Genomic DNA, 20,221 nt, shown 5'->3' with positions numbered 1-20,221 from the left:
CGATCTGCCCGTGACCGACGCCGCACCCGCCACCCGTTCCGGCTGGACGAACCCGCTGTTCGGCTTCGCCGCGGCCGTCGTGACCATCGCCGGGTTGCAGGCGTTCGGCGGGCTGCTCGGGCCACTGTTCCTCGCTCTGGTGCTGATGGTGACGGTCTCGCCGATCGCCGGGGCGCTGCGGCGCCGGGGCGTGCCGCGCTGGCTGGCCACGCTCGTCACGCTCGGGTCGGTGTACGCGATCCTGGTCGCGCTCGTCGGGTCGCTCGTCTACGCCGTCGCCCAGCTCGCCGCTGTGCTCCCGACCTACAGCGGCCGACTCAACGACCTCCTGAACGACGCCTCGGACCTGCTCGCGACGATCGGGGTCGGGCCCGCCCAGATCCAGACCGCGCTCGACCAGTTCGACATCGGGAGCCTCGTCGGCGTGCTGCAGGGCTTCCTCGCGCAGTTCGCGGGGCTGCTGTCGAACCTGCTGCTGATCCTGTCGGTGCTGCTGTTCATGGCGTTCGACTCCGCGACCTTCCCGGAGCGGATGAAGGCGCTGGCCCGCTCGCGCCCGCACGTCGTCGACGCGCTCACGTCCTTCGCGCACGGCACGCGCCGCTTCCTGGCCGTCGCCACGGTGTTCGGCCTGATCATCGCCACGCTCGACGTGGCGGTGCTGCTCGTGCTCGACGTGCCGCTGGCGCTGCTGTTCGGGCTGCTGGCGTTCGTCGCGAACTTCGTGCCCAACATCGGGTTCCTCATCGCGCTCGCCCCGCCCGCGCTGTTCGCGCTGCTGGAGGGCGGGCCGGGGCTGATGCTGGCGGTCGTCGCGTCGTTCATGGTGATCAACGTGGTGCTGCAGACGATCATCCAGCCGCGGTTCGTCGGAGACGCGGTCGGGCTGTCGGTGACGCTCACCTTCCTGGCCCTGGTGTTCTGGGGATTCGTCGTGGGGCCGTTGGGTGCGTTGTTGGCCATCCCGCTGACGCTGCTGGCCAAGGCCCTGCTCGTCGACATGCACCCGCACACCCGCTGGATCGACGTCCTCATCCGCGACGACGTGCCCGGGGCCGACGAGCCGGACGAGTACGACTCGGAGTCCGCCGGTGGTACCGGGACCCCATGAGTGGGACACCCCATGAGTGGGACACAGCCTGTCGTGTCGGGCGATCGGGGTCGTCTCGTGGTCCCCGTCGAGCTCCGCGATCAGGTCAAGGCGCTCGCCCTCCCGCAACAGGTCGGCGTGGCCGTTGGCCCGGGCGAGCCCGAGCGGGGTGAGCGTCGACGGGGGTGACGAGCGCGTGCGGAGCTGCTCGGTGGACAGGTCGTCGCACTTCGGCGCGAGGCCGGCGCGGGGGTGATCGAGGAAGGCGCGGAGCATCTCGCGCTCGCCACCGGCCAGCGGCGGTCCGGGTCGGTCGGTGGCCATCGGGCGGGGCCGGTTGGATGGAGGGGTGATCCGTGAGCGACGACCGGAGGACGTGGCGGGCTGCGTGGCCGCGCTGCGGGCCGTGCACGACGCCGACCGCTACCCGACGGAGTGGCCCGCCGACCCCGCGGCGTGGCTCGACCCGGAGGGGCTGACGGCGGCGTGGGTCGCCGAGACCGACGGCGAGATCGTCGGGCACCTCTGCGTGGCGACCGCGCCCGACGCCGCCGTCGTCGCGGACACCGGGGTGCCGCCCGAGCGGCTCGCCGCGATCAAACGGTTGTTCACCACCCCGGCCGCCCGCGGTCGCGGGGTGGCCGCCGCGCTGGTCGCCGCCGCGGTGGCCCGCACGGCGGAGGGGCTGTGGCTCGACGTCGTCGAGGGGGAGCCCGCGGTCGCCTTCTACGAGCGGCTGGGCTGGCGCCGGATCGACACCCGGCCCGCTGACTGGATGGCCCAGGACGGGCGCCGCCGCACGGTGCACGTCTACGTCGCGCCCCGTCCTCCCGAGGGCTGACCCGTTGCGCGTACCAGGCGCAGCTGCCCGATCTCGCTGACGTTCTTCGTCAGCTCGACGGTCACCCAGGCGATCATGTGGGCGACGCGCAGCCCCTGCTCCGGCGGCCACGGGAACGGGGCGGGGTCGTCGAGGTCGGCGTCGGTGAGCCCGTCGAGCACGGACAGCCACTCGACGCGCAGGGCGCGCAGCCATGCGACCGTCGACGCCAGGTCGCCGGGCCAGCGGATCTGCATGCGGTCGCGCGGCGGGCGGCCCTGCGCGTGGTCCAGTGCGACGCTCCACCACCAGCCGATGTGCCAGGTGACCCAGCCGATCGTCGGCACCGGGATCGGGTCGGGCTCGGCGTCGGCCCAGTCCGGGATCCAGCCGTCGTCGCCGGGGCGGACCGTCCAGACGTGCGCGGCCGGCTCCCACAGCACGTCGGCGGGCTCCAGGGCGTCGAGGTGCAGTTCCAGCAGCGACCAGGTCAGCTCGAACTGCCAGCGCAGCAGGGAGATCGACACCGTGCCATGGTGGCACGCATGGACGCGTCGAACGTCGATCAGCTCCGTGCCTGGGACGGCCCGACCGGTGACTTCTGGGCAGACAACGCCGACCGCTTCGACGCCGGTGTGGCCCGCTACCGGGAGCCGTTCCTCGACGCCGCCGCGATCGGCCCGACCGACGCCGTCCTCGACGTCGGGTGCGGGGCCGGGCAGGTCACCCGCGACGCCGCGCGCCGGGCGACAGCCGGGTCGGCGCTGGGCGTCGACCTGTCCGCACGGATGCTCGACCTCGCCCGCCGGACCGCGGCGGCGCAGGGCGTCGGCAACGCGGTCTTCCGGCACGCCGACGCGCAGACCCACGCGTTCGACCCCGGTTGGTTCGACGTCGTCGTCAGCCGGCACGGCTCGATGTTCTTCGGCGACCCGCCCGCCGCGTTCGCCAACATCGCCCGCGCGCTACGGCCGGGTGGGCGGCTGGTCCTGCTGACCTGGCAGGGCTACGAGCGGCAGGAGTGGATGCGCACGTTCCGCGGTGCGGTGGCGGCCGGCCCGATCCCGGCGACCGGCCCGAGCCCGCTGTCGTTGAGCGAGCCGGACGTCGTGCGGGCCCTGCTCACCGGGGCCGGGTTCACCGACGTCACCGTGAGCGGCGTGGTCGAGCCGATGTGGTTCGGCACCGATCCCGACGACGCCCTCCGGTTCGTCGCGGGTCAGCAGGCGGGGATGCTCGCCGACCTCGACGACGCCACCCGCGCCGCCGCGCTCGACACCCTCCGCGCCGCGCTCGCCGACCACCGCACCGCACGCGGCGTGGAGTTCGACTCCGCCGCATGGCTCGTCCGGGCGACCCGCCCCTGAACCGGGCACGCTCCGATACGGTCAGCCCTGACTGTGTCCGTCGATCCTGGAGCTGATGTGACCGACTCCCTCAAGGGCCGCACCATCGTGATGTCCGGCGGTAGCCGCGGCATCGGGCTGGCCATCCTCATCGCCGCGGCGAAGGAGGGCGCGAACGCCGTCCTGCTGGCCAAGACCGACCAGCCCGACCCCCGCCTGCCCGGCACGGTGCACACCGCCGTCGCGGAGATCGAGGCCGCGGGTGGTCACGCCGTCGCGGTGGTGGGCGACGTGCGCGAGGAGGCCGACGTGGCCCGCGCCGTCGCCACCGCGGTGGAGACGTTCGGCGGCGTCGACATCGTCGTGAACAACGCCTCGGCGCTGAACCTGGCCGGCACGCTGGACCTCACGCCCAAGCGCTACGACCTGATGCAGCAGATCAACGCGAAGGGCACCTTCCAGCTCACCCGTGCCGCGCTGCCGCACCTGTTCGCCAGCGACGACGCGCAGATCGTCACGCTGTCGCCACCGATCAACCTGGCTCCGCACTGGCTGGGGAAGTTCCCGGCGTACGCGCTGAGCAAGATGGGCATGACGCTGCTGACGCTCGGGTTCGCCGCGGAGTTCGCGGAGAAGGGCGTGCGCGCCAACTGCCTGTGGCCGCAGACCACGATCGCGACCGCGGCGGTGGTCAACCTGCTCGGCGGCGAGGACGCGGCGACCCGCGCCCGCTCCGTGGAGATCATGGGTGACGCAGCCGTCGCGCTGCTCACCGACGCGGAGCGCCCGACCGGGCAGATCTTCCTCGACGTCGAGGCACTCGCGCGGTCCGGCAAGACCGACATCTCCGAGTACGGGGGCACCGACGACCCGGAGCTCGACTTCTTCGTGGACTCCCTCTGATGGACCTCGGACTCGCGCTCGGGTACTGGGGCGCAGGCCCCGACCCGGAGGCGGCCGACCGCGTCGCGGCGGCCGAGGACCTCGGGTTCGACTCGATCTGGACCGCCGAGGCGTACGGCTCCGATGCCCTGACACCGCTGGCCTGGCTGGGCGCGCGCACCTCGCGCGTCCGGCTGGGCACCTCGGTGGTGCAGATGTCGGCCCGCACCCCGACCGCCACGGCGATGGCCGCGCTGACGCTCGACCACCTCTCCGGCGGCCGCGCGGTGCTCGGCATCGGCGCGTCCGGGCCGCAGGTCGTGGAGGGCTGGTACGGGCAGCCGTACCCGAAGCCGCTCGCGCGGACCAGGGAGTACGTGCAGATCCTGCGGTCGGCGCTGGCGCGCGAGCGCGTCGAGTTCTCCGGGGAGCACTACGCGATCCCGCACCCCGGCGGGGCCGGGCTGGGCAAGCCGCTGCGCCCGACGATCCACCCGCTGCGCGAGGACCTGCCGATCCTGCTCGCGGCCGAGGGCCCGAAGAACGTCGCGCTCGCCGCGGAGATCGCCGACGGCTGGCAGCCGCTGTTCTACGCGCCGCGCCACGACGCGTTCTACCGCGACTGCCTCGCCGAGGGCTTCGCGCGCCCGGGGGCGCGGCGCACGGCGGCGGACTTCGAGGTCGTCTGCATGGTGCACGTCGTGGTCGACGACGACGTCACCGCGGCGGCCGACCGGGTCCGTCCGATGCTCGCGCTCTACATCGGCGGCATGGGGGCCAAGGGCGCGAACTTCCACTACGACGTGTTCGCGCGCATGGGCTTCGAGGCCGAGTGCGCCCGCATCCAGGAGTCCTATCTGGCCGGGCGCAAGGACGAGGCCGCCGCCGCGGTGCCGCTGTCGATGGTGGAGCAGATCGCGCTGGTCGGGCCGCGGAGCAAGATCGCCGAGGAGCTGGAGCACTGGCGGTCGTCGCTGGTCACGACCATGGTCGTCGGCGGGGGCCGGGCCGAGCTGGAGGTCGTGGCGGAGCTGGTCGCCTAGTCCACGTCCAGCATCCGGCGCAGCAGCCGCTTCCATGCGACACCCCGGCCCTGGCCTCGATGGTGACGGTCGTGGTGCCGCGGAAGCCGTCGCGGACGAGGCCCTCGCGCGCCGCGTCGAGGATCAGCGAGCGGCTGTCGGCGGCCCGCTGCAACCTGCGTGCGCGGCGTCCGTCCCGCCGGCGCAGCCACGTTGCGACGACACCGGTCGGGACTGTCGGAGGTGCCGGGCATGATGCGCACGGACGAGTCGAGGGAGATCACGAGATGGCGGCACCGGGTGCGCTGACGGAGCAGGACGTGGTGGCCGTGCGGGAGGCGGCGGCCGCGGGGAAGCCGGTCACGGTGTGGTTCACCGCGGCCGCGGTCGGCGTGCCCGCAGGGAGATCGGCCAAGGTCTCCGCGGTCGGCGACCCGTCCGACGGCGACTTCATCCAGGTCAGGCCGGCCGGGTCGCGCGACACGATGTTCTGCTCGCCCAACGAGCTCACCCGCACCCGCCCCGCCCGGTCGACCGGGGCGCCTGCGGTGAAGCCGGCCACGACCCCCCGTGCGTCGGCGCCCGCGCCCCGGTCCGACTCGCCCGCCCCCCGCCCGGCCGCGGCACCGCCTCGCTCGGATGCGGCGGCATCTCGCCCGGCCGCGGCGTCGGTTCGCTCGACCGGGCCGACGTCCCGTCCCGATGCGGCCGTGGCGGAGCCGGGTGCGTCGGCGACGAAGCCGGCCGAGCCGGGTGCGGCCGGTGGGCGTTCCTCCGCGGCCGCGAGGCCGGCCGAGGCCGCCGCGCGGTCGGCGAAGGCCGCCGCCACGCCCACCGGCGCGGAGTCGAGGGTCCCGGCGTCCGACCCGGCCGCGGCGCCCGTCCCCACCACCCGTCCCGCACGGGGCAAGGCCGCCCGCCCGTCCGGGATGACGGTCACGCTGGAGGCCACGGCCGAGGGCGAGTGGACCGTCGAGGTGCGGGTGGGCACGAAGCGGGTGGTGCCCGCCGCCCCCGTGCCGGCCGCCGACGTCGCCACCGCCGCCCGGTCCCTGCCGCCCGCCGTCGCCGAGGCGATCGAGTCGTCGCTGGAGAGCGCGCGGAAGCGTCAGCGCGACCGCGTCGAGCAGCTGCGCACCGAACTCGACGCCGCGCAGCGGGTGCTCGACCAGCTCGACGTCTGAGGTCCCGGTGTTCGACGGTCTCCGCAGACGCCTGCGCGGTGCCCCTGCTGCACCGACCGCCCCCGCCGCACCGGTCCTCACGGCAGCCGAGGAGGCGCGGCTCGCCGAGCGCGTGGCCGAGCTGGTGCTGCCCGGGTTCCGCACGCGCGCCGACGTCGTCGAGATCGTCGGCGACCAGGCCGGTGACGACTTCCCCGGCCTGCCGGCGGCAGCGGTCACCACGGCCGTCGACGACCTGTGGCGGGCCCGGCTCGCGGAGCAGGAGTCCTGGCCGCCGCGCACCGACGCCGACCGCCTGGACGACGCCTTCGCGGCTCTGGAGGCCTCCGGGATCGTCGCCCGGATGAACTTCACCTGCTGCCTGACCTGCGGGCGGGACGAGATCCGCGACGAGGCGCCGCCGGGCCCGCGCAGCGACGGCTTCGTCTTCTTCCACGAGCAGGACGCGGAGCGCCTCTCCGACCCGGACGCCGACCTGTACCTGGCGTTCGGCGCGTGGTCCGGATCGGCCGACGCAGAGGTCGGGGAGCGGGTCCGGGCCGAGCTCGTGGGACAGAGGCTGGTCGCCGAGTGGGACGGTGACGCGGGCGCGCGTCTCGTCGTGCGGGGTCAGGACTGGCGGCGCAGGCTCCCGGGCTGATCCCCGACCGGCTGGCGCAGGATCGTCCGCCGCTTCGCCGGCTCGACCCGCCGCGGGTCGCTGAGGTAGACCTCGTGGTGCTTCCCGGTCGCGACGAGCCTGTGACGGGGGAGGAACTCCTCGTGGATTCGCCGCAGCAGCTCGGCCTCGTCGTCGTAGGCGCCGACGTGCAGCGCCTGCACGCAGCGCCCCTCCGACAGCGACTGCAGACGCACGTCGTCGAGGCGCTCGGGGCGGCGCTTCCCGGCCCCGACCCGCTCGACGGCGTCGGTGAACATCGCGGCGGTGATCCAGTCGGGCTGCAGGATCAGCATCGTCCAGTCCCACCGCGACTTGTCCCGCGCGGTCGTGAAGCTGCCCAGGTCGTCGGCCCACCAGAGCCCCTCGAGCGGCATCACGACGTGGTCGCGCCCGAGGTCGTTCTTCGCCGCGAACTTCAGCGCGTAGGCCAGGGGGTAGAGCGCGGAGACCGCCGCCTCGTAGACGGGGGTGTTCGGGTCGCCGTGGCCGTCGATCATCAGGTACTGCAGGTCCGGCACGTCGACGACCTGCGGTGCGTCGCGCTTCGCGGTGTAGCACGGCAGCTCGCGCTTGAGATCGACCTTGACGTCCACGCTTCTCCCGGAAAGACCGAAGGCCCTCTGAACCTACTGGTCAGAGGGCCTTGCGTGTGGTCGGGGTGACAGGATTTGAACCTGCGACCTCTTCGTCCCGAACGAAGCGCGCTACCAAGCTGCGCCACACCCCGATGGCCCGAGGGCCGTGATGAAGTCTAGCCGACGTCCGACGCAGCGCTCGCGGGGGTCGACTCCGAGGTGTGCACCACGACCGGGCGGGCGACGAGCGTCAGCAGGGTGGCCTCAGGCGGGCACGCGAAGCGGACCGGGGCCCACGGCGACGTGCCGAGTCCGGCGGAGACGTGCAGGTGTGTGTGGGTGCCCCAGCGCGACGCCCCGCGGGCGCGGGAGCGGTCGATGCCGCAGTTGGTGACGATCGCGCCGACGCCGGGCACGCGGAGCTGGCCACCGTGTGTGTGGCCCGCCATGACGAGGTCGTAGCCGTCGGCGGCGAAAGCGTCGAGCACGCGCGGCTCGGGGGAGTGCGTGAGGCCCAGCGAGAGGCCGTGGTCGGGGCCCTGACGGCCGGCGATGCGGTCGTACCGGTCGAGGCCCAGGTGAGGGTCGTCGACGCCGGCGACAGCGACGGACACGCCGTCGACGTCGACCGTCAGCCGGGCGTGCGTGGCGTCGTGCCAGCCGCGCTCGATCATCGCCGCACGCAGGTCGCGCCACGGCAGCAGCTCGCCCGTCGGCTTCGACCGCTTCTTCGTCAGGTAGCGGCCCGGGTTCTTCGGGGTGGGGCCGAAGTAGTCGTTGCTGCCGAAGACGAAGACGCCGGGGAGCGACAGCAGGGGGTCGAGTGCGGCCATCACGCTCGGCACGGCGCGCGGGTGCGCGAGGTTGTCGCCGGTGTTGACGACGAGATCGGGCTCGAGCGCGGCGAGCTCGGCGACCCACCGCTGCTTGCTGTGCTGGCCCGGCGTCATGTGCAGGTCGGAGACGTGCAGCACCCGCAGGGGCCGGGTCCCGGCCGCCAGCACGGGCATCGTGGCCTCGCGCAGCGTCCAGCGGCGGCGCTCGACGCCCGCCGCGTAGGCGACGGTGGCCGCCCCCGTCGTGGTGGCACCGATGGCGAGCCGAGCCCAGCTGTTCACCGGCCCAGGGTACGGCGGGAGTAGCGTCCCGTGCCGTGAGCACCCTGAAGGCACAGCTGCGGACCGACCTGACCGCGGCGATGAAGGCCCGCGACGAGCTGGTCAAGTCCGTCCTCCGCATGACGCTGACGGCCATCGGCAACGCCGAGGTCGCCGGCACTGAGGCGCGCGAGCTCTCCGACGACGAGGTGCTCAAGGTGATCGCCAAGGAGGCGAAGAAGCGCGTCGAGTCGGCCGAGGCGTTCGCCGGGGCGGGCCGCGACGAGCTGGCCGCGCAGGAGCGGGCCGAGGGCGAGATCCTCGACCGCTACCTCCCCACCCAGCTCTCCGACGACGAGCTGGCCGCGATCGCGCGCACGGCCGTCGAGGAGACCGCGGCCGAGCTGGGCGAGCAGCCCGGCCCGCGCCAGATGGGCCAGGTCATGAAGCGGGCGAGCGCCGCCGCGGCCGGTCGGGCCGACGGCGGGCGCGTCGCCGCCGCGGTGAAGGCACTCCTGGTGGGCTGAACCCCTACTTCTCGACCGGGGCCTTCTTCGCCGGGGCCCGCTTGGCGGCGGGCTTCTTCGCCGCGGGCTTCCGGGCCGCGGGCTTGCGGGCGGGAGCCTTCTTCGGCGCCGGGGCCTTCGCCCGCCGCTCCGCCAGCAGCTCCGACGCGCGCTCGTCGGTGATCTGCTCGACGCTGTCGCCCTTGCGCAGGCTCGCGTTCGTCTCCCCGTCGGTGACGTACGGGCCGAAGCGCCCGTCCTTGATCACCATCGGCTTCTTCGAGTTGACGTCCTCGCCGAGCTCGCGCAGCGGCGGGGTGGCCGCCGCGGTGCGCCGGCCGCGCTGCTTGGGCTGCTTGTAGATCTCCACGGCCTCCTCGAGGGTGACCGTGAACAGCTGCTCCTCGTCGGTGAGCGACCGCGAGTCGGTGCCCTTCTTGAGGTAGGGACCGTAGCGCCCGTTCTGCGCGGTGATCTCCTCGCCGCTCTCCGGGTCGGCACCCACGAGGCGCGGCAGCGACAGCAGCCGCAGCGCCTCCTCCAGCGTGATCGTCTCCGTCGACATGCCCTTGAACAGCGACCCGGTGCGCGGCTTCGGTTTCGCGGGCGCCTTCTTCGGCTTCGCGCCCTCGACGACGGGCGGGGCCTCCGGCTCGGGGAGCAGCTCGGTGACGTAGGGCCCGTAGCGGCCCTCCTTGGCGACGATCTCGTGCCCGCTGATCGGGTCGACGCCCAGCGACCGGCCCTCCTGCGGCACCGAGAACAGCTGCTCGGCGACCTCGCGGGTGAGCTCGTCGGGCGGCAGGTCCTCGGGCAGGTTGGCCCGCTGCGACGCTCCGTCGCGGATCCGCTCCAGGTAGGGGCCGTAGCGGCCGACCCGGACCACGACGTCGTCGAAGACCGGCACGGAGTTGATCTCCCGCGCGTCGATCTCCTCCAGGTTGACGCCGACGAGCTTCTTCAGCCCGCCCGCGCGGGCCACCGAGCCCTCGCTGCCCTGGTCGCCGCCGAAGTAGAAGCCCGAGAGCCAGTGCGTGCGGCCCTGGGTGCCCGCGGCGATCGCGTCGAGCTCGTCCTCCATGGCGGCGGTGAAGTCGTAGTCGACCAGGCGGCCGAAGTGGTGCTCCAGCAGGCCGACGACGGCGAACGCGATCCACGACGGGACCAGCGCCTGCCCCTTCTTCCACACGTACCCGCGGTCCTGGATCGTCTTGATGATCGAGGCGTAGGTGGACGGGCGGCCGATGCCCAGGTCCTCGAGCTGCTTGATCAGGCTGGGCTCGGTGAACCGCGACGGGGGGTTGGTGGAGTGGCCCTCCGGCGTCAGCGACGCGGCGGTCACCGCCTGGCCCTTCGTCAGCTCCGGCAGCCGCGACTCGGCGTCGTCGGCCTCGCCGCCGGCCTGGTCGTCGACGGTCTCGACGTAGGCCTTGAGGAACCCGGGGAAGGTGATCGTGCGGCCCGAGGTGGCGAACGTGACGGCCTCGCCGGTGGCGGCGGTGCCCGCGATCCGGATGCTCATCGTGGTGCCGCGCGCGTCGGCCATCTGCGAGGCGACCGTGCGCTGCCAGATCAGCTCGTAGAGCCGGAAGTCGTCGCCGTCGACCTCGCGGGCGATCTCGCCCGGCGTGCGGAAGACGTCACCCGCGGGCCTGATGGCCTCGTGGGCCTCCTGCGCGTTCTTGACCTTCCGGGTGTACTGCCGGGGCTGCGCGGGCACGTAGGCGTCGCCGTAGAGCTCGCGCGCCTGGTTCCTCGCCGCGTCGATCGCCGAAGGGCTCAGCGTCGTGGAGTCGGTGCGGAGGTAGGTGATGTAGCCGTTCTCGTAGAGTCGCTGCGCGCTGCGCATCGTGCGGTCGGCGGAGAAGCGGAGCTTGCGCCCGGCCTCCTGCTGCAGCGTGGACGTCATGAACGGCGCGTAGGGCTTGCGCGTGTACGGCTTCGACTCCACCGACTCGACGGTGAGGTCGCGGCCCTGCAGCGCCTCGGCGAGCCGGCGGGCACCGGCCTCGTCGAGGGCCACCGCGCCGTTCTTGGCGTCTGTCGACGCAGCGTCGGACTTGAGCCTGCCGTCGGGACCGAAGTCCCGGCCGGTGGCGACGCGCGTGCCGTCGATCGCGACGAGGCGCGACCCGAACTGGCGCGGCGTGGCCTCGGCGCCCGCGTCCATCTGCGCGGCGATGTCCCAGTACGAGGCGGAGACGAACGCCATCCGCTCGCGCTCGCGGGCCACGACGATCCGCGTGGCCACCGACTGCACCCGGCCCGCCGAGAGTTTCGGCATGACCTTCTTCCACAGCACGGGGGAGACCTCGTAGCCGTAGAGGCGGTCGAGGATCCGGCGGGTCTCCTGCGCGTCGACCATGTCCTGGTCGAGGTCGCGCAGGTTCTCCACGGCGGCGCGGATCGCCGGCTCGCTGATCTCGTGGAAGACCATCCGGCGGACCGGGATCTTCGGCTTGAGCGTGTCGAGCAGGTGCCAGGCGATGGCCTCGCCCTCGCGGTCGGGGTCCGTCGCGAGCAGGAGCTCGTCGACGGACTTGAGCGCCTCGCGCAGCTCGGCGACCTTGCTCCGCTTCTCCGGCGTGATGATGTAGAGCGGCGCGAAGGAGTTGTCGACGTCGACGCCGAGACGCGCCCAGGCCTCGCCCTTGTGCTTGGCCGGGACGTCGGCCGCGCCGCGGGGCAGGTCGCGGATGTGGCCGACGGAGGCCTCCACCACGTAGTCCTTGCCCAGGTACTTCTGGATCTTCGCGGCCTTCGTGCCGGACTCGACGATCACCAACCGGCGCGTCGGACGCCCGGTCGCGGTGGCGGCGGGTGTGCGGGTGCGCCGGCCGCCCCCTGCCTTCGGGGCGCCGGTGTCTTCCCCGGTGTCGGGTGCTGAGCTCGTCGTTCCGGTTGTCACGTTGTCCTGTTCCTTCGCGGCTGCGCGGTGGCCTGCCCTGGCAGTATGCGTGCCTCTTCTCCCGGCCTACACATCGAACCCGGGCCTGCCCACCCACGCAGGGTGTCGCCTCGGTCACACCGGGACGCTTCGTGCCGGGGGAGCGTAACCACCGCTGTCAACTCGTCCGGCGTCCCCAGCACCGCGGCCAGTCGCCCGCGGGGACCCCCGACGGGGCCGGTCCGACCAGCTCGACGAGCCGCTGTACCCGTCTCGTCCCGCTGATCCGCAGGGCCGTGCCGCAGGCCGTCCGCGCCGGGGGGATGCCGAGGCGGGTGGTGGCCGCGAGCAGCGGGAGGTGGGTCCCGGGAGCGTCCGGGTCGAGCATCAGGAGGTAGCCGCCGTGGTCGTCGGGGCGGCCCGCGGCCAGTGCCCACAGGCGCAGTGCCGCGCCGTCGAGCTGCCAGCCCGTCGGCACCGCCTTGTCCGCTCCCCGGGTCCACTCGGCTGCGAGGCCGACGAGGTCGCAGCGGAACGCGCTGCGGACGACCGCGCCGGACTCGGTGCTGACGGGCCGTACCGGGATGCCGGTGGCCGCGCACGCGGCGACGACGGCCGGCGTGCGCGCGGCGTCGACGACGACGATCGAGAGGCGGGCCTGGTCGCCCGCGCCGAAGCGGGCGATCCGGCCCGGCCCGCAGAGCAGGCCGCCGAGATCGCGCACCCCGGCCGGGCGCGCGTCGGCGGAGAACAGCGACAGCTGCGGCACGCCCCGCAGGATAGAACACACGTTCGACCCTGCCGACCCCCGACGCGCCGGAGGCCGCCCACCCGTGGGATGGACGGCCTCCGGACTGCGAGGGGTGGGGTCAGGCGACCGCACTCTCCGCGGGGGTGTCGGTGATCGACGTCGAACGACGCTTGGACACGATGATCGCCCCGGCGATGATCGCGACCGCGACGAGCGAGATCGCGATGCTGATCACGGGGCTCGCCGCGGGGCCGACCGACAGGGCCACGACGGCCGGCGCGATGAGCACCGCGACCAGGTTCATGACCTTGAGCAGCGGGTTGATCGACGGGCCGGCGGTGTCCTTGAACGGATCGCCCACGGTGTCACCGATGATGGTGGCCTCGTGCGCGGGCGAGCCCTTGCCGCCGTGGTTGCCGTCCTCGACCAGCTTCTTCGCGTTGTCCCACGCGCCACCGGAGTTGGCCAGGAACACGGCCATCAGGGTGCCGGTGGCGATGGCGCCGGCCAGGTAGCCGGCCAGCGGGCCGACGCCGAGACCGAAGCCGACGGCGATCGGCGACAGGATGGCGAGCAGGCCGGGGGTGGCCAGCTCGCGCAGCGAGTCGCGGGTGCAGATGTCGACGACGCGGGAGTAGTCGGGGCGCACGGAGTAGTCCATGATCCCCGGGTTCTCCCGGAACTGGCGACGCACCTCGAACACGATCGCGCCCGCGGCCCGGGTGACGGCGTTGATCGCCAGACCCGAGAACATGAACACGACCGACGCACCGATGATCACGCCGACGAGGGTGTTCGGGGCGAACACCTCGTAGGCGAACGCGGTGCCCACGTCACCGAGGGCGACGTTCGCCTCGGCCAGCGCCACCGTGATCGCGTCGCGGTAGGAGCCGAACAGCGCGGTGGCCGCGAGCACGGCCGTGGCGATCGCGATGCCCTTGGTGATGGCCTTCGTCGTGTTCCCCACCGCGTCGAGCTCGGTGAGGATGTCGACGCCAGGGCCCGAGACGTCGCCCGACATCTCGGCGATGCCCTGGGCGTTGTCGGCCACCGGGCCGAACGTGTCCATCGCGACGATGACGCCGACCGTGGTGAGCAGGCCGGTACCGGCCAGCGCCACCGCGAACAGGGCCACCGTGATCGAGCCCGTGGCCAGCGCGAACGCGCCGAACACGGCAGCGCTGATGACCAGCGCGGTGTAGACGGCGGACTCGAAACCGATCGAGATGCCGGACAGGATGACCGTGGCGGCACCCGTCAGCGAGGACTTGCCGACGTCCTGGACGGGCTTGTCCTCGGTGCCGGTGTAGTACCCGGTGAGCTTGAGGATGGCCGCGGCCAGCACGATGCCGATGATCACGGCGACCGTGGCCAGCAGGCGCGGGTCGGAGCCCGCCATGTCGCCCACGACCGTGGCGTCGGTCGGGTTGGTCAGCCCCTCGAAGGTGCCCGGGAGGTAGACGTAGGCCGCGACCGCGCTGAGCAGCGCCGAGATCCCCGCGGAGATGTAGAAGCTCCGGTTGATCGTCTTCAGGCTGCCCTCGTTCGGGCGGGTGCGGGTGATGTAGATGCCGATCACCGCGGTGATCACGCCGATGGCCGGCACGATCAGCGGGAACAGCAGGCCCTGCAGACCGAACGCGGCGGTGCCGAGGATCAGCGCGGCCACGAGCGTCACGGCGTAGGACTCGAAGAGGTCCGCGGCCATGCCGGCGCAGTCGCCGACGTTGTCGCCGACGTTGTCGGCGATCGTGGCGGCGTTGCGGGGGTCGTCCTCCGGGATGCCCTGCTCGACCTTGCCGACCAGGTCGGCACCCACGTCGGCGGCCTTGGTGAAGATGCCGCCGCCCACGCGCATGAACATCGCGAGCAGCGCGGCGCCGAAGCCGAAGCCCTCCAGCACGCGGGGAGCGCCGCCGGCGTAGACGAGCACGACGACGGCCGCACCGAACAGGCCGAGGCCGACGGTGAACATGCCGACGACGCCACCGGTGCGGAACGCGATGCGGGTGGCCTTCTCCCGGCCGCCCTCCTCGCGCGACGCCGAGGCGACACGGATGTTCGCCGCCGTCGCCAGCCGCATGCCCAGGCTGCCGATGGTGGCCGAGAACAGCGCGCCGATCAGGAAGAAGATCGAGCGTCCGATGCTCTCGCCGAAGCCCGACGAGGGCAGCGCGAACAGCAGGAAGAACACGATGACGACGAAGACGGCGAGCGTCTTGAACTGGCGGTTGAGGTACGCCGTGGCGCCTTCCTGGACCGCACGGCCGATCTCCTGCATCTTGGGGGTACCCGCGTCTGCCGCGAGCACCTCCTTGCGCAGGACGAAGCCGATGGCCAGTGCAGCGAGGGCGACCACCGCGACCACACCGACGATGATGTAGTCGTTCGACGCGAGCGCGATGGAGCCTGCATCCGCGGCGAGGGTGGACCGAGACATCCGTCCTCCTGGTTCAGTGGATCACTAGGGCCAGGGGCGTGGACGTCGACCCTGGCGTCTTCACGAGCCGTCTCCGCAGGTAGGCGCGGTGGCGGGCGCGTGCAGTGTAAATGTGTGACGCACGCCGCGTTCGGGCGGAGGTGCCGTGCACCGGCGGGGCAACGATAAGGTCACGAAGTGCTCGGATCGCGTGTCGCCGCGAACTCCGCGAGCGTGTCGGTCGTGAACGCTGCGTGACCTCCAGTACCCGTCCGGTGGCCGCCGGTGGACTCGTCTGTGCCTGCCTCGCCGTGGTGAGCGTGGCGATCCCGCTGGTGGCGGCCGACGACCGACCGATGGCGATGGCCCGCTTCTCCGTTGCGGCACCGCCCACTCCCGCCCCGGTGCCGGTCCCGACCATCCCCGACCTGGTGTTCGCCCCCGCGCCGCGTACCGGACTCGCGCAGGCCGCCGTCGACGCCGCGCAGGCGTCCGCCGCTCCCGCCACCGAGCTCGGGGTGGCGGTGCTCGACCGCGTCACGGGGGAGACCGTCGTCGGTGACCGCGGGGCCGAGCCGTTCTACACGGCGTCGCTGTCGAAGCTGGTGGTCGCCGTCGACGTGCTCGACCGGCGCCGCACCGAGGGCCTGGTCGTCACCGACGACGACCTGGACCTGGTCCGCCGTGCCCTCGGGCCCAGCGACGACTCCGCGATGAACGCGCTCTGGGTACGCTTCGACGGGCCCGGGGCCGCCGCCCGGGTGGGTGCCGACCTGGGGCTCACCGGCACCACGGCGCCCGCCGACCCGTCGCAGTGGGGCGAGATGTCGGTGTCGGCCACGGACTTCCTGCGCCTCTACGACTACGTGTTCGGGGAGATGCCGGCCGGCGATCGGACTGTCGTCGTCGACGCCCTCTCCGCAGCACCGGCGATCGCGGCCGACGGCTTCGACCAGGCCTTCGGACTGCTCGCCCCGGTGGTGGACGGGGCCGGTGCGGTGGGTGCGCAGGCCAAGCAGGGCTGGATGTGCTGCTTCTCGGGGCAGTACTACCTCCACAGCGCGGGCGTGGTGGGCGCGGACCAGCGGTTCGTCGTGGTGGTGCTGACGCGGGTGCCCACCGGGCCGGGATGGGACGCGGCGCGCGCCGAGGTGACGGACGTGGCCGCGGCGGCCGTGCAGGCACTGGGCTGACGCCGGCCGCCGGAGTTGTCGGTGGCGTGTGCCAACCTCGGTCCCCGTGGACGGCGACGCGGTACCCCGGGGCGGAGCGGCGGTCACCACCGTCCGGGCCGAGGTCCTGCTGCGCCGGGTGCTCGCCGGGGCGGGGCACGCCACCGAGGCACCGCCCGGGGTCGACCCGTCCGGAGCCTGGTCCTTCGACGGGGACGGGCCGCTGCGGCACGTCGCCCGGATCCCCGCGCGTGACGGCGACGCCGTGCCGTGGCCGGGCTGGGTGCCGCCGCCGGTGCGGGAGGCGTTCGTCCGCCGGGGTGTGGCCGCGCCGTGGCGGCACCAGGCCGAGGCCGCCTCGCTGGCGCACTCCGGCCGCGACGTCGTGGTGGCCACCGGCACCGCGTCGGGCAAATCGATGGCCTATCAGCTCCCGGTGCTGTCGCGGCTCACGGTCGACCCGCGGGCCACCGCGCTGTACCTCTCGCCGACGAAGGCACTCGCCGCCGACCAGCTCCGCGCCCTCGCCGAGCTCGATCTCCCCGGCGTCCGCGCGGCCACCCTCGACGGCGACACCGCGATGGAGGAGCGCGACTGGGCCCGTGCCCACTCCCGGTGGATCTTCAGCAACCCCGACATGCTGCACCGCGCGGTGCTGCCCCGGCACGCCCGCTGGGCCACGTTCCTGCGGCGCCTGCACGTGGTCGTGGTGGACGAGTGCCACACCTACCGCGGCGTCTTCGGCTCCCACGTCGCGCTGCTGCTGCGCCGCCTGCTCCGGGTGGCCGCCCGCTACGGGTCGCACCCGACCGTCGTGCTCGCGTCGGCCACCGTCGCCGAGCCCGCGGCGTTCGCGAGTCGGCTCACCGGCCGCGACGTCACGGCCGTGACGGTCGACGGCTCCCCGCACGCCGGGCGCACCGTCGCGCTGTGGGAACCTCCGCTGCTGCCCGAGCTGACCGGGGAGAACGGGGCCCCGGTCCGGCGTCCGGCCGGCACGGAGGCCGCACGGATGCTCGCCGACCTCGTGATCGAGGGTGCCCGCACGCTCGCCTTCGTGCGGTCGCGACGAGGCGCCGAGCTCACCGCGCTCGGTGCCCAGCGGCTGCTCGCCGAGGTCGATCCAGTCCTGGTCCCGCGGGTGGCGGCCTACCGCGGCGGTTATCTGCCGGAGGAGCGCCGCGCGCTGGAGGCCGCGCTCGTGAGCGGTGCACTGCTCGGGGTGGCCACCACCAATGCCCTGGAGCTGGGCGTCGACATCGCGGGGCTCGACGCCGTCGTCGTCGCCGGGTTCCCGGGCACCCGGGCGTCGTTCTGGCAGCAGGCCGGGCGGGCCGGGAGGGCCTGCGACTCGGCGCTGGTCGTGCTCGTGGCCAGGGACGACCCGATGGACACCTACCTCGTGCACCATCCCGAGGCGCTGCTCGGCCGCCCCGTCGAGGGCTGCGTGCTCGATCCGACCAACCCCTACGTCCTCGCCCCGCAGCTCGTCTGCGCCGCGGCCGAGCTGCCGCTCACCGACGCCGACGTCGACGACCTGTTCGGTGGCGCGCCCGCCGCGGCGGTGCTCGACGAGCTGGTGGCCGACGGGGTGCTGCGCAGGCGGCCCACCGGATGGTTCTGGCCCTCGACGAGCGAGCGCCCGGCGGGTTCGGTCGACATCCGCGGCTCGGGGCTGGGGCAGGTGGCCGTGGTGGAGGCGGGGACCGGGCGGATGCTCGGCACGGCCGACGCGGCGTCGGCGCCCGCGACGCTGCACCCGGGCGCGATCCACCTGCACCGCGGCGAGAGCCACCTGGTGGAGGAGCTCGACCTCGAGGCCGGCGTGGCGCTCGTGGTGGCCGCCGATCCCGGCTGGCGCACCGACGCGCGGTCGACCGCCGACGTCGAGGTGGTGCGGGTGCTGTCGCGACGCGATCACGGCCCCGTCGGGGTGGGGTTCGCCGAGGTCGACGTGAGCACGCAGGTGGTGGCCTACCAGCGCCGCGCCCCCGACGGCACCGTGCTGGAGACGGTGCCGCTGGACATGCCGGAGCAGACGCTGCGCACGCGATCGGTGTTCTACGACATCGACGACGCCGCACTGGGCGCCGCCGGTATCGGCCCCGACGACCTGCCGGGCGCGCTCCACGCCGCCGAGCACGCCGCGATCGGACTGCTGCCGCTGTTCGCGATCTGCGACCGCTGGGACGTCGGGGGCATGTCCACCGCGCTGCACCCGCACACCGGCCGACCGACGGTGTTCGTGCACGACGGTTACCCCGGCGGGGCGGGCTTCGCCGAGCGGGGGCACGAGGTTCTCGCGGCGTGGCTGGCGGCCACCCGCTCGGCCATCCGTGACTGCGGCTGCCGCAGCGGATGCCCGTCGTGCGTGCAGTCGCCGAAGTGCGGCAACGGGAACGCGCCGCTCGACAAGCGTGGGGCGGTGGTGGTGCTCGACCTGGTGCTGGAAGCCCTGTCCGGCGCAACCCTGTCCGGCGCAACCCTGTCCGGCGCGGCGGGCGACCGGTAGGTCGTTGCCGACCGGCCCGCGGGGGCGGGGGCCGGTCGGCAACGACCCGTGTGCGGCGGGCCGGTCGGGGGTCACGTCGGGGGACGTACCGGTCCATCCGCAGCTCGGGGAGCGGGTCGGGGCGAGGCGGGGAGGTGACTCCTGCCTCCTGCCCAGTAGGCACCCCATCCGTCCCCGGCACCAGCGATCGTCGCCGATCGGCAGGACGGTCACGACGAGCGATACGGACCGGCCCACCAGCACTTTCGCCCCGCGTCCGACCTGTCCGTCTGCCACCCGGCGCGTCCCGTGACCGCTCGACGGCCGATTTCTGCCGCTCGGCGTGGCTCGCCGCGCGCTGGGCCCGTCGGCGGGCGCTGGGACGGGGGGTGCCGGGGGTGCTGGTGTTGCTCCGACCGGAGGCGCGGCCGTCAGCCCGGTTCCGGGAGGTGCGCCGAGCGGTGCGGGGCCCGCCCGGGCCCGGGCCGTGACGACCGAGGGGCCCAGCACCGCCGGCCCGAGATCGGCCTCCGTCTCGACCAGAGCCTCCCATCCGTCGAGCCGGCAGCTGCGGATGCGGGTGTCCATACGGTCGGCGATCGTGGTCGCCCGCGCGCAGGCAGCGGCCGTACCGTGCACGGCGTCGCCCGCGGCGGCGAGTGCGCCGAGATCGGCGGCGGCCTCGGCCCGGTGCCGGGCGGCGATGCCCGCACCGAGCTCGATCCCGACCACCAGCAGCCCGAGCAGCACAGCGACCGCACCCGCCGCCCACACGGTGGCGAACCCGCCGTCGGAGCCCCGGCCGGTGCTCGGCCCGGTCACGGGATCGCCCCGGGTTCGAGTACCGCTACCGCTCGGCCGCCGACACGCAGCGGCAGCGGTGACACCGCGGGTGCGGTGACCTCGGCGGTGACCTCGTCGCCGCGCACGACGAGCTCGATCCGGGCCCCGGACGGCGCCAGCATCCCGGCGATCTCGCGACCGCGGTCCGGTTCCCCGCGGGCGGCGAGCCGCGCCAGTTCCCTGGCGGCGTCGATGCAGCGCACCGACGCCGCCACTGAGGCGATCGCGCCGATGGCGAGGGCCAGGAACAGTGCGAGGCTGCACAGCGCGAGCGCGGCCTCCACGGTCACCGCCCCGGCGTCGCCGGTCAGAAGGTGGTGCTCAGCGCGCGGGTGACGAGGTCGGTCAGCGCCGTCACCACGCTCTCGCCGCTCAGGACCGTGTAGAGCACGGCGGCGAACGCCGCCGCCGCGACCGTGCCGATCGCGTACGCGATCGACTGTCTAGTACGCAGTACCCGCCCACGCAACAGCCT

The 20,221-nt window shown here is 73.7% G+C and carries 18 protein-coding genes, 1 tRNA gene and 1 pseudogene; 10 read left to right on the top strand and 10 right to left on the bottom strand.

Annotation, left to right across the window (positions count from 1 at the left end; all coding sequences use genetic code 11):
• Positions 1-10 precede the first annotated feature (10 nt).
• Together I4I81_RS22425 and I4I81_RS22420 are read left to right on the top strand one after the other, a co-directional pair.
• Complete coding sequence (locus I4I81_RS22425; RefSeq protein ID WP_226363511.1) at positions 11-1,111, top strand: AI-2E family transporter; 1,101 nt, start codon at positions 11-13, stop codon at positions 1,109-1,111.
• Between the two features lie 328 nt (positions 1,112-1,439).
• Positions 1,440-1,931, top strand: coding sequence for a GNAT family N-acetyltransferase (locus I4I81_RS22420; RefSeq protein ID WP_218605033.1), 492 nt, complete (start codon positions 1,440-1,442; stop codon positions 1,929-1,931).
• Here I4I81_RS22420 and I4I81_RS22415 read toward each other — a convergent pair.
• Positions 1,901-2,437: a DinB family protein gene (locus I4I81_RS22415; protein WP_218605034.1), complete on the bottom strand. Its 537-nt coding sequence runs from the start codon at positions 2,435-2,437 to the stop codon at positions 1,901-1,903. The genes I4I81_RS22420 and I4I81_RS22415 overlap by 31 nt on opposite strands.
• An 18-nt stretch (positions 2,438-2,455) precedes the next feature.
• Here I4I81_RS22415 and I4I81_RS22410 point away from each other — a divergent pair, with 18 nt between their 5' ends.
• The 5 genes from I4I81_RS22410 (at position 2,456) to I4I81_RS22385 (ending at position 6,984) form a co-directional block, all read left to right on the top strand.
• Positions 2,456-3,277, top strand: a complete 822-nt coding sequence (locus I4I81_RS22410; protein ID WP_225924660.1) for a class I SAM-dependent methyltransferase — start codon at positions 2,456-2,458, stop codon at positions 3,275-3,277.
• A 57-nt stretch (positions 3,278-3,334) separates the two neighbouring features.
• A complete protein-coding gene (locus I4I81_RS22405) occupies positions 3,335-4,159 on the top strand; it encodes an SDR family oxidoreductase (RefSeq protein WP_218605036.1) in 825 nt (274 codons plus the stop codon).
• Positions 4,159-5,181, top strand: a complete 1,023-nt coding sequence (locus I4I81_RS22400; protein WP_218605037.1) for an LLM class F420-dependent oxidoreductase — start codon at positions 4,159-4,161, stop codon at positions 5,179-5,181. Before I4I81_RS22405 ends, I4I81_RS22400 begins: the two co-directional genes overlap by 1 nt.
• A 266-nt stretch (positions 5,182-5,447) precedes the next feature.
• Positions 5,448-6,344 (top strand): DUF6319 family protein, encoded by an 897-nt coding sequence (locus I4I81_RS22390; protein WP_218616306.1) that lies wholly within the window; start codon positions 5,448-5,450, stop codon positions 6,342-6,344.
• Between the two features lie 7 nt (positions 6,345-6,351).
• Positions 6,352-6,984 carry a DUF6891 domain-containing protein gene (locus tag I4I81_RS22385; RefSeq protein ID WP_218603823.1) on the top strand — a complete coding sequence of 211 codons (633 nt, stop codon included), beginning with the start codon at positions 6,352-6,354 and terminating at the stop codon, positions 6,982-6,984.
• Here the strand turns inward: I4I81_RS22385 and I4I81_RS22380 are convergent.
• From I4I81_RS22380 to I4I81_RS22370, 3 genes are all read right to left on the bottom strand, one after another.
• Positions 6,954-7,598, bottom strand: a complete 645-nt coding sequence (locus I4I81_RS22380) for a GyrI-like domain-containing protein (protein WP_218603824.1) — start codon at positions 7,596-7,598, stop codon at positions 6,954-6,956. The genes I4I81_RS22385 and I4I81_RS22380 overlap by 31 nt on opposite strands.
• Positions 7,599-7,655: 57 nt before the next feature.
• A tRNA-Pro gene (locus I4I81_RS22375) sits at positions 7,656-7,732 on the bottom strand.
• Between the two features lie 24 nt (positions 7,733-7,756).
• Positions 7,757-8,698, bottom strand: a complete 942-nt coding sequence (locus I4I81_RS22370) for a metallophosphoesterase (RefSeq protein WP_226363510.1) — start codon at positions 8,696-8,698, stop codon at positions 7,757-7,759.
• A 35-nt stretch (positions 8,699-8,733) separates the two neighbouring features.
• Here I4I81_RS22370 and I4I81_RS22365 point away from each other — a divergent pair, with 35 nt between their 5' ends.
• Positions 8,734-9,204, top strand: a complete 471-nt coding sequence (locus tag I4I81_RS22365; RefSeq protein ID WP_218603825.1) for a GatB/YqeY domain-containing protein — start codon at positions 8,734-8,736, stop codon at positions 9,202-9,204.
• A 4-nt stretch (positions 9,205-9,208) separates the two neighbouring features.
• Here the strand turns inward: I4I81_RS22365 and topA are convergent, their stop codons facing one another.
• The 3 genes from topA to I4I81_RS22350 all read right to left on the bottom strand — a co-directional run bounded on the left by topA (position 9,209) and on the right by I4I81_RS22350 (position 15,261).
• Entirely contained in the window at positions 9,209-11,965 is a 2,757-nt protein-coding gene (topA, locus tag I4I81_RS22360; protein WP_226363975.1) for a type I DNA topoisomerase, read from the bottom strand.
• A gap of 283 nt (positions 11,966-12,248) precedes the next feature.
• The gene (locus I4I81_RS22355; RefSeq protein WP_218603827.1) at positions 12,249-12,839 is read right to left on the bottom strand and encodes a hypothetical protein; all 591 of its coding nucleotides are present in this window, start codon (positions 12,837-12,839) and stop codon (positions 12,249-12,251) included.
• 100 nt (positions 12,840-12,939) lie between these two features.
• Positions 12,940-15,261 carry a sodium-translocating pyrophosphatase gene (locus tag I4I81_RS22350; protein WP_218603828.1) on the bottom strand — a complete coding sequence of 774 codons (2,322 nt, stop codon included), beginning with the start codon at positions 15,259-15,261 and terminating at the stop codon, positions 12,940-12,942.
• Between the two features lie 233 nt (positions 15,262-15,494).
• On the opposite strand from I4I81_RS22350, the gene I4I81_RS22345 reads away from it, so the two are divergent.
• A complete protein-coding gene (locus tag I4I81_RS22345) occupies positions 15,495-16,433 on the top strand; it encodes a serine hydrolase family protein (protein ID WP_218603829.1) in 939 nt (312 codons plus the stop codon).
• Between the two features lie 46 nt (positions 16,434-16,479).
• Positions 16,480-18,924 (top strand): DEAD/DEAH box helicase, encoded by a 2,445-nt coding sequence (gene sftH, locus I4I81_RS22340; RefSeq protein ID WP_226363509.1) that lies wholly within the window; start codon positions 16,480-16,482, stop codon positions 18,922-18,924.
• A 456-nt stretch (positions 18,925-19,380) separates the two neighbouring features.
• On the opposite strand, the pseudogene I4I81_RS22335 reads toward sftH, so the two are convergent.
• The 3 genes and pseudogenes from I4I81_RS22335 to I4I81_RS22325 form a co-directional block, all read right to left on the bottom strand.
• Positions 19,381-19,725 (bottom strand): annotated as a pseudogene (locus I4I81_RS22335) (Rv3654c family TadE-like protein); the annotation flags it as partial.
• Positions 19,722-20,036, bottom strand: coding sequence for a TadE family type IV pilus minor pilin (locus I4I81_RS22330; RefSeq protein ID WP_218606251.1), 315 nt, complete (start codon positions 20,034-20,036; stop codon positions 19,722-19,724). The gene I4I81_RS22330 and the pseudogene I4I81_RS22335, both read right to left, overlap by 4 nt.
• Positions 20,037-20,053: 17 nt before the next feature.
• Positions 20,054-20,215 (bottom strand): DUF4244 domain-containing protein, encoded by a 162-nt coding sequence (locus I4I81_RS22325; RefSeq protein WP_308187695.1) that lies wholly within the window; start codon positions 20,213-20,215, stop codon positions 20,054-20,056.
• Positions 20,216-20,221 lie beyond the last annotated feature (6 nt).

The sequence above is a fragment of the Pseudonocardia abyssalis genome (assembly GCF_019263705.2).
Lineage (GTDB): Bacteria > Actinomycetota > Actinomycetes > Mycobacteriales > Pseudonocardiaceae > Pseudonocardia > Pseudonocardia abyssalis.
Note: the sequence above shows the minus strand (reverse complement) of the source record. Positions and strands in the feature narration are given on the sequence as shown.

Coding starts and splice junctions, on each gene's coding strand:
- I4I81_RS22400 (WP_218605037.1), top strand. CDS start 4,159: ATGGACCTCGGACTCGCGCTCGGGTACTGGGGCGCAGGCCCCGACCCG.
- I4I81_RS22350 (WP_218603828.1), bottom strand. CDS start 15,261: ATGTCTCGGTCCACCCTCGCCGCGGATGCAGGCTCCATCGCGCTCGCG.
- I4I81_RS22390 (WP_218616306.1), top strand. CDS start 5,448: ATGGCGGCACCGGGTGCGCTGACGGAGCAGGACGTGGTGGCCGTGCGG.
- I4I81_RS22410 (WP_225924660.1), top strand. CDS start 2,456: ATGGACGCGTCGAACGTCGATCAGCTCCGTGCCTGGGACGGCCCGACC.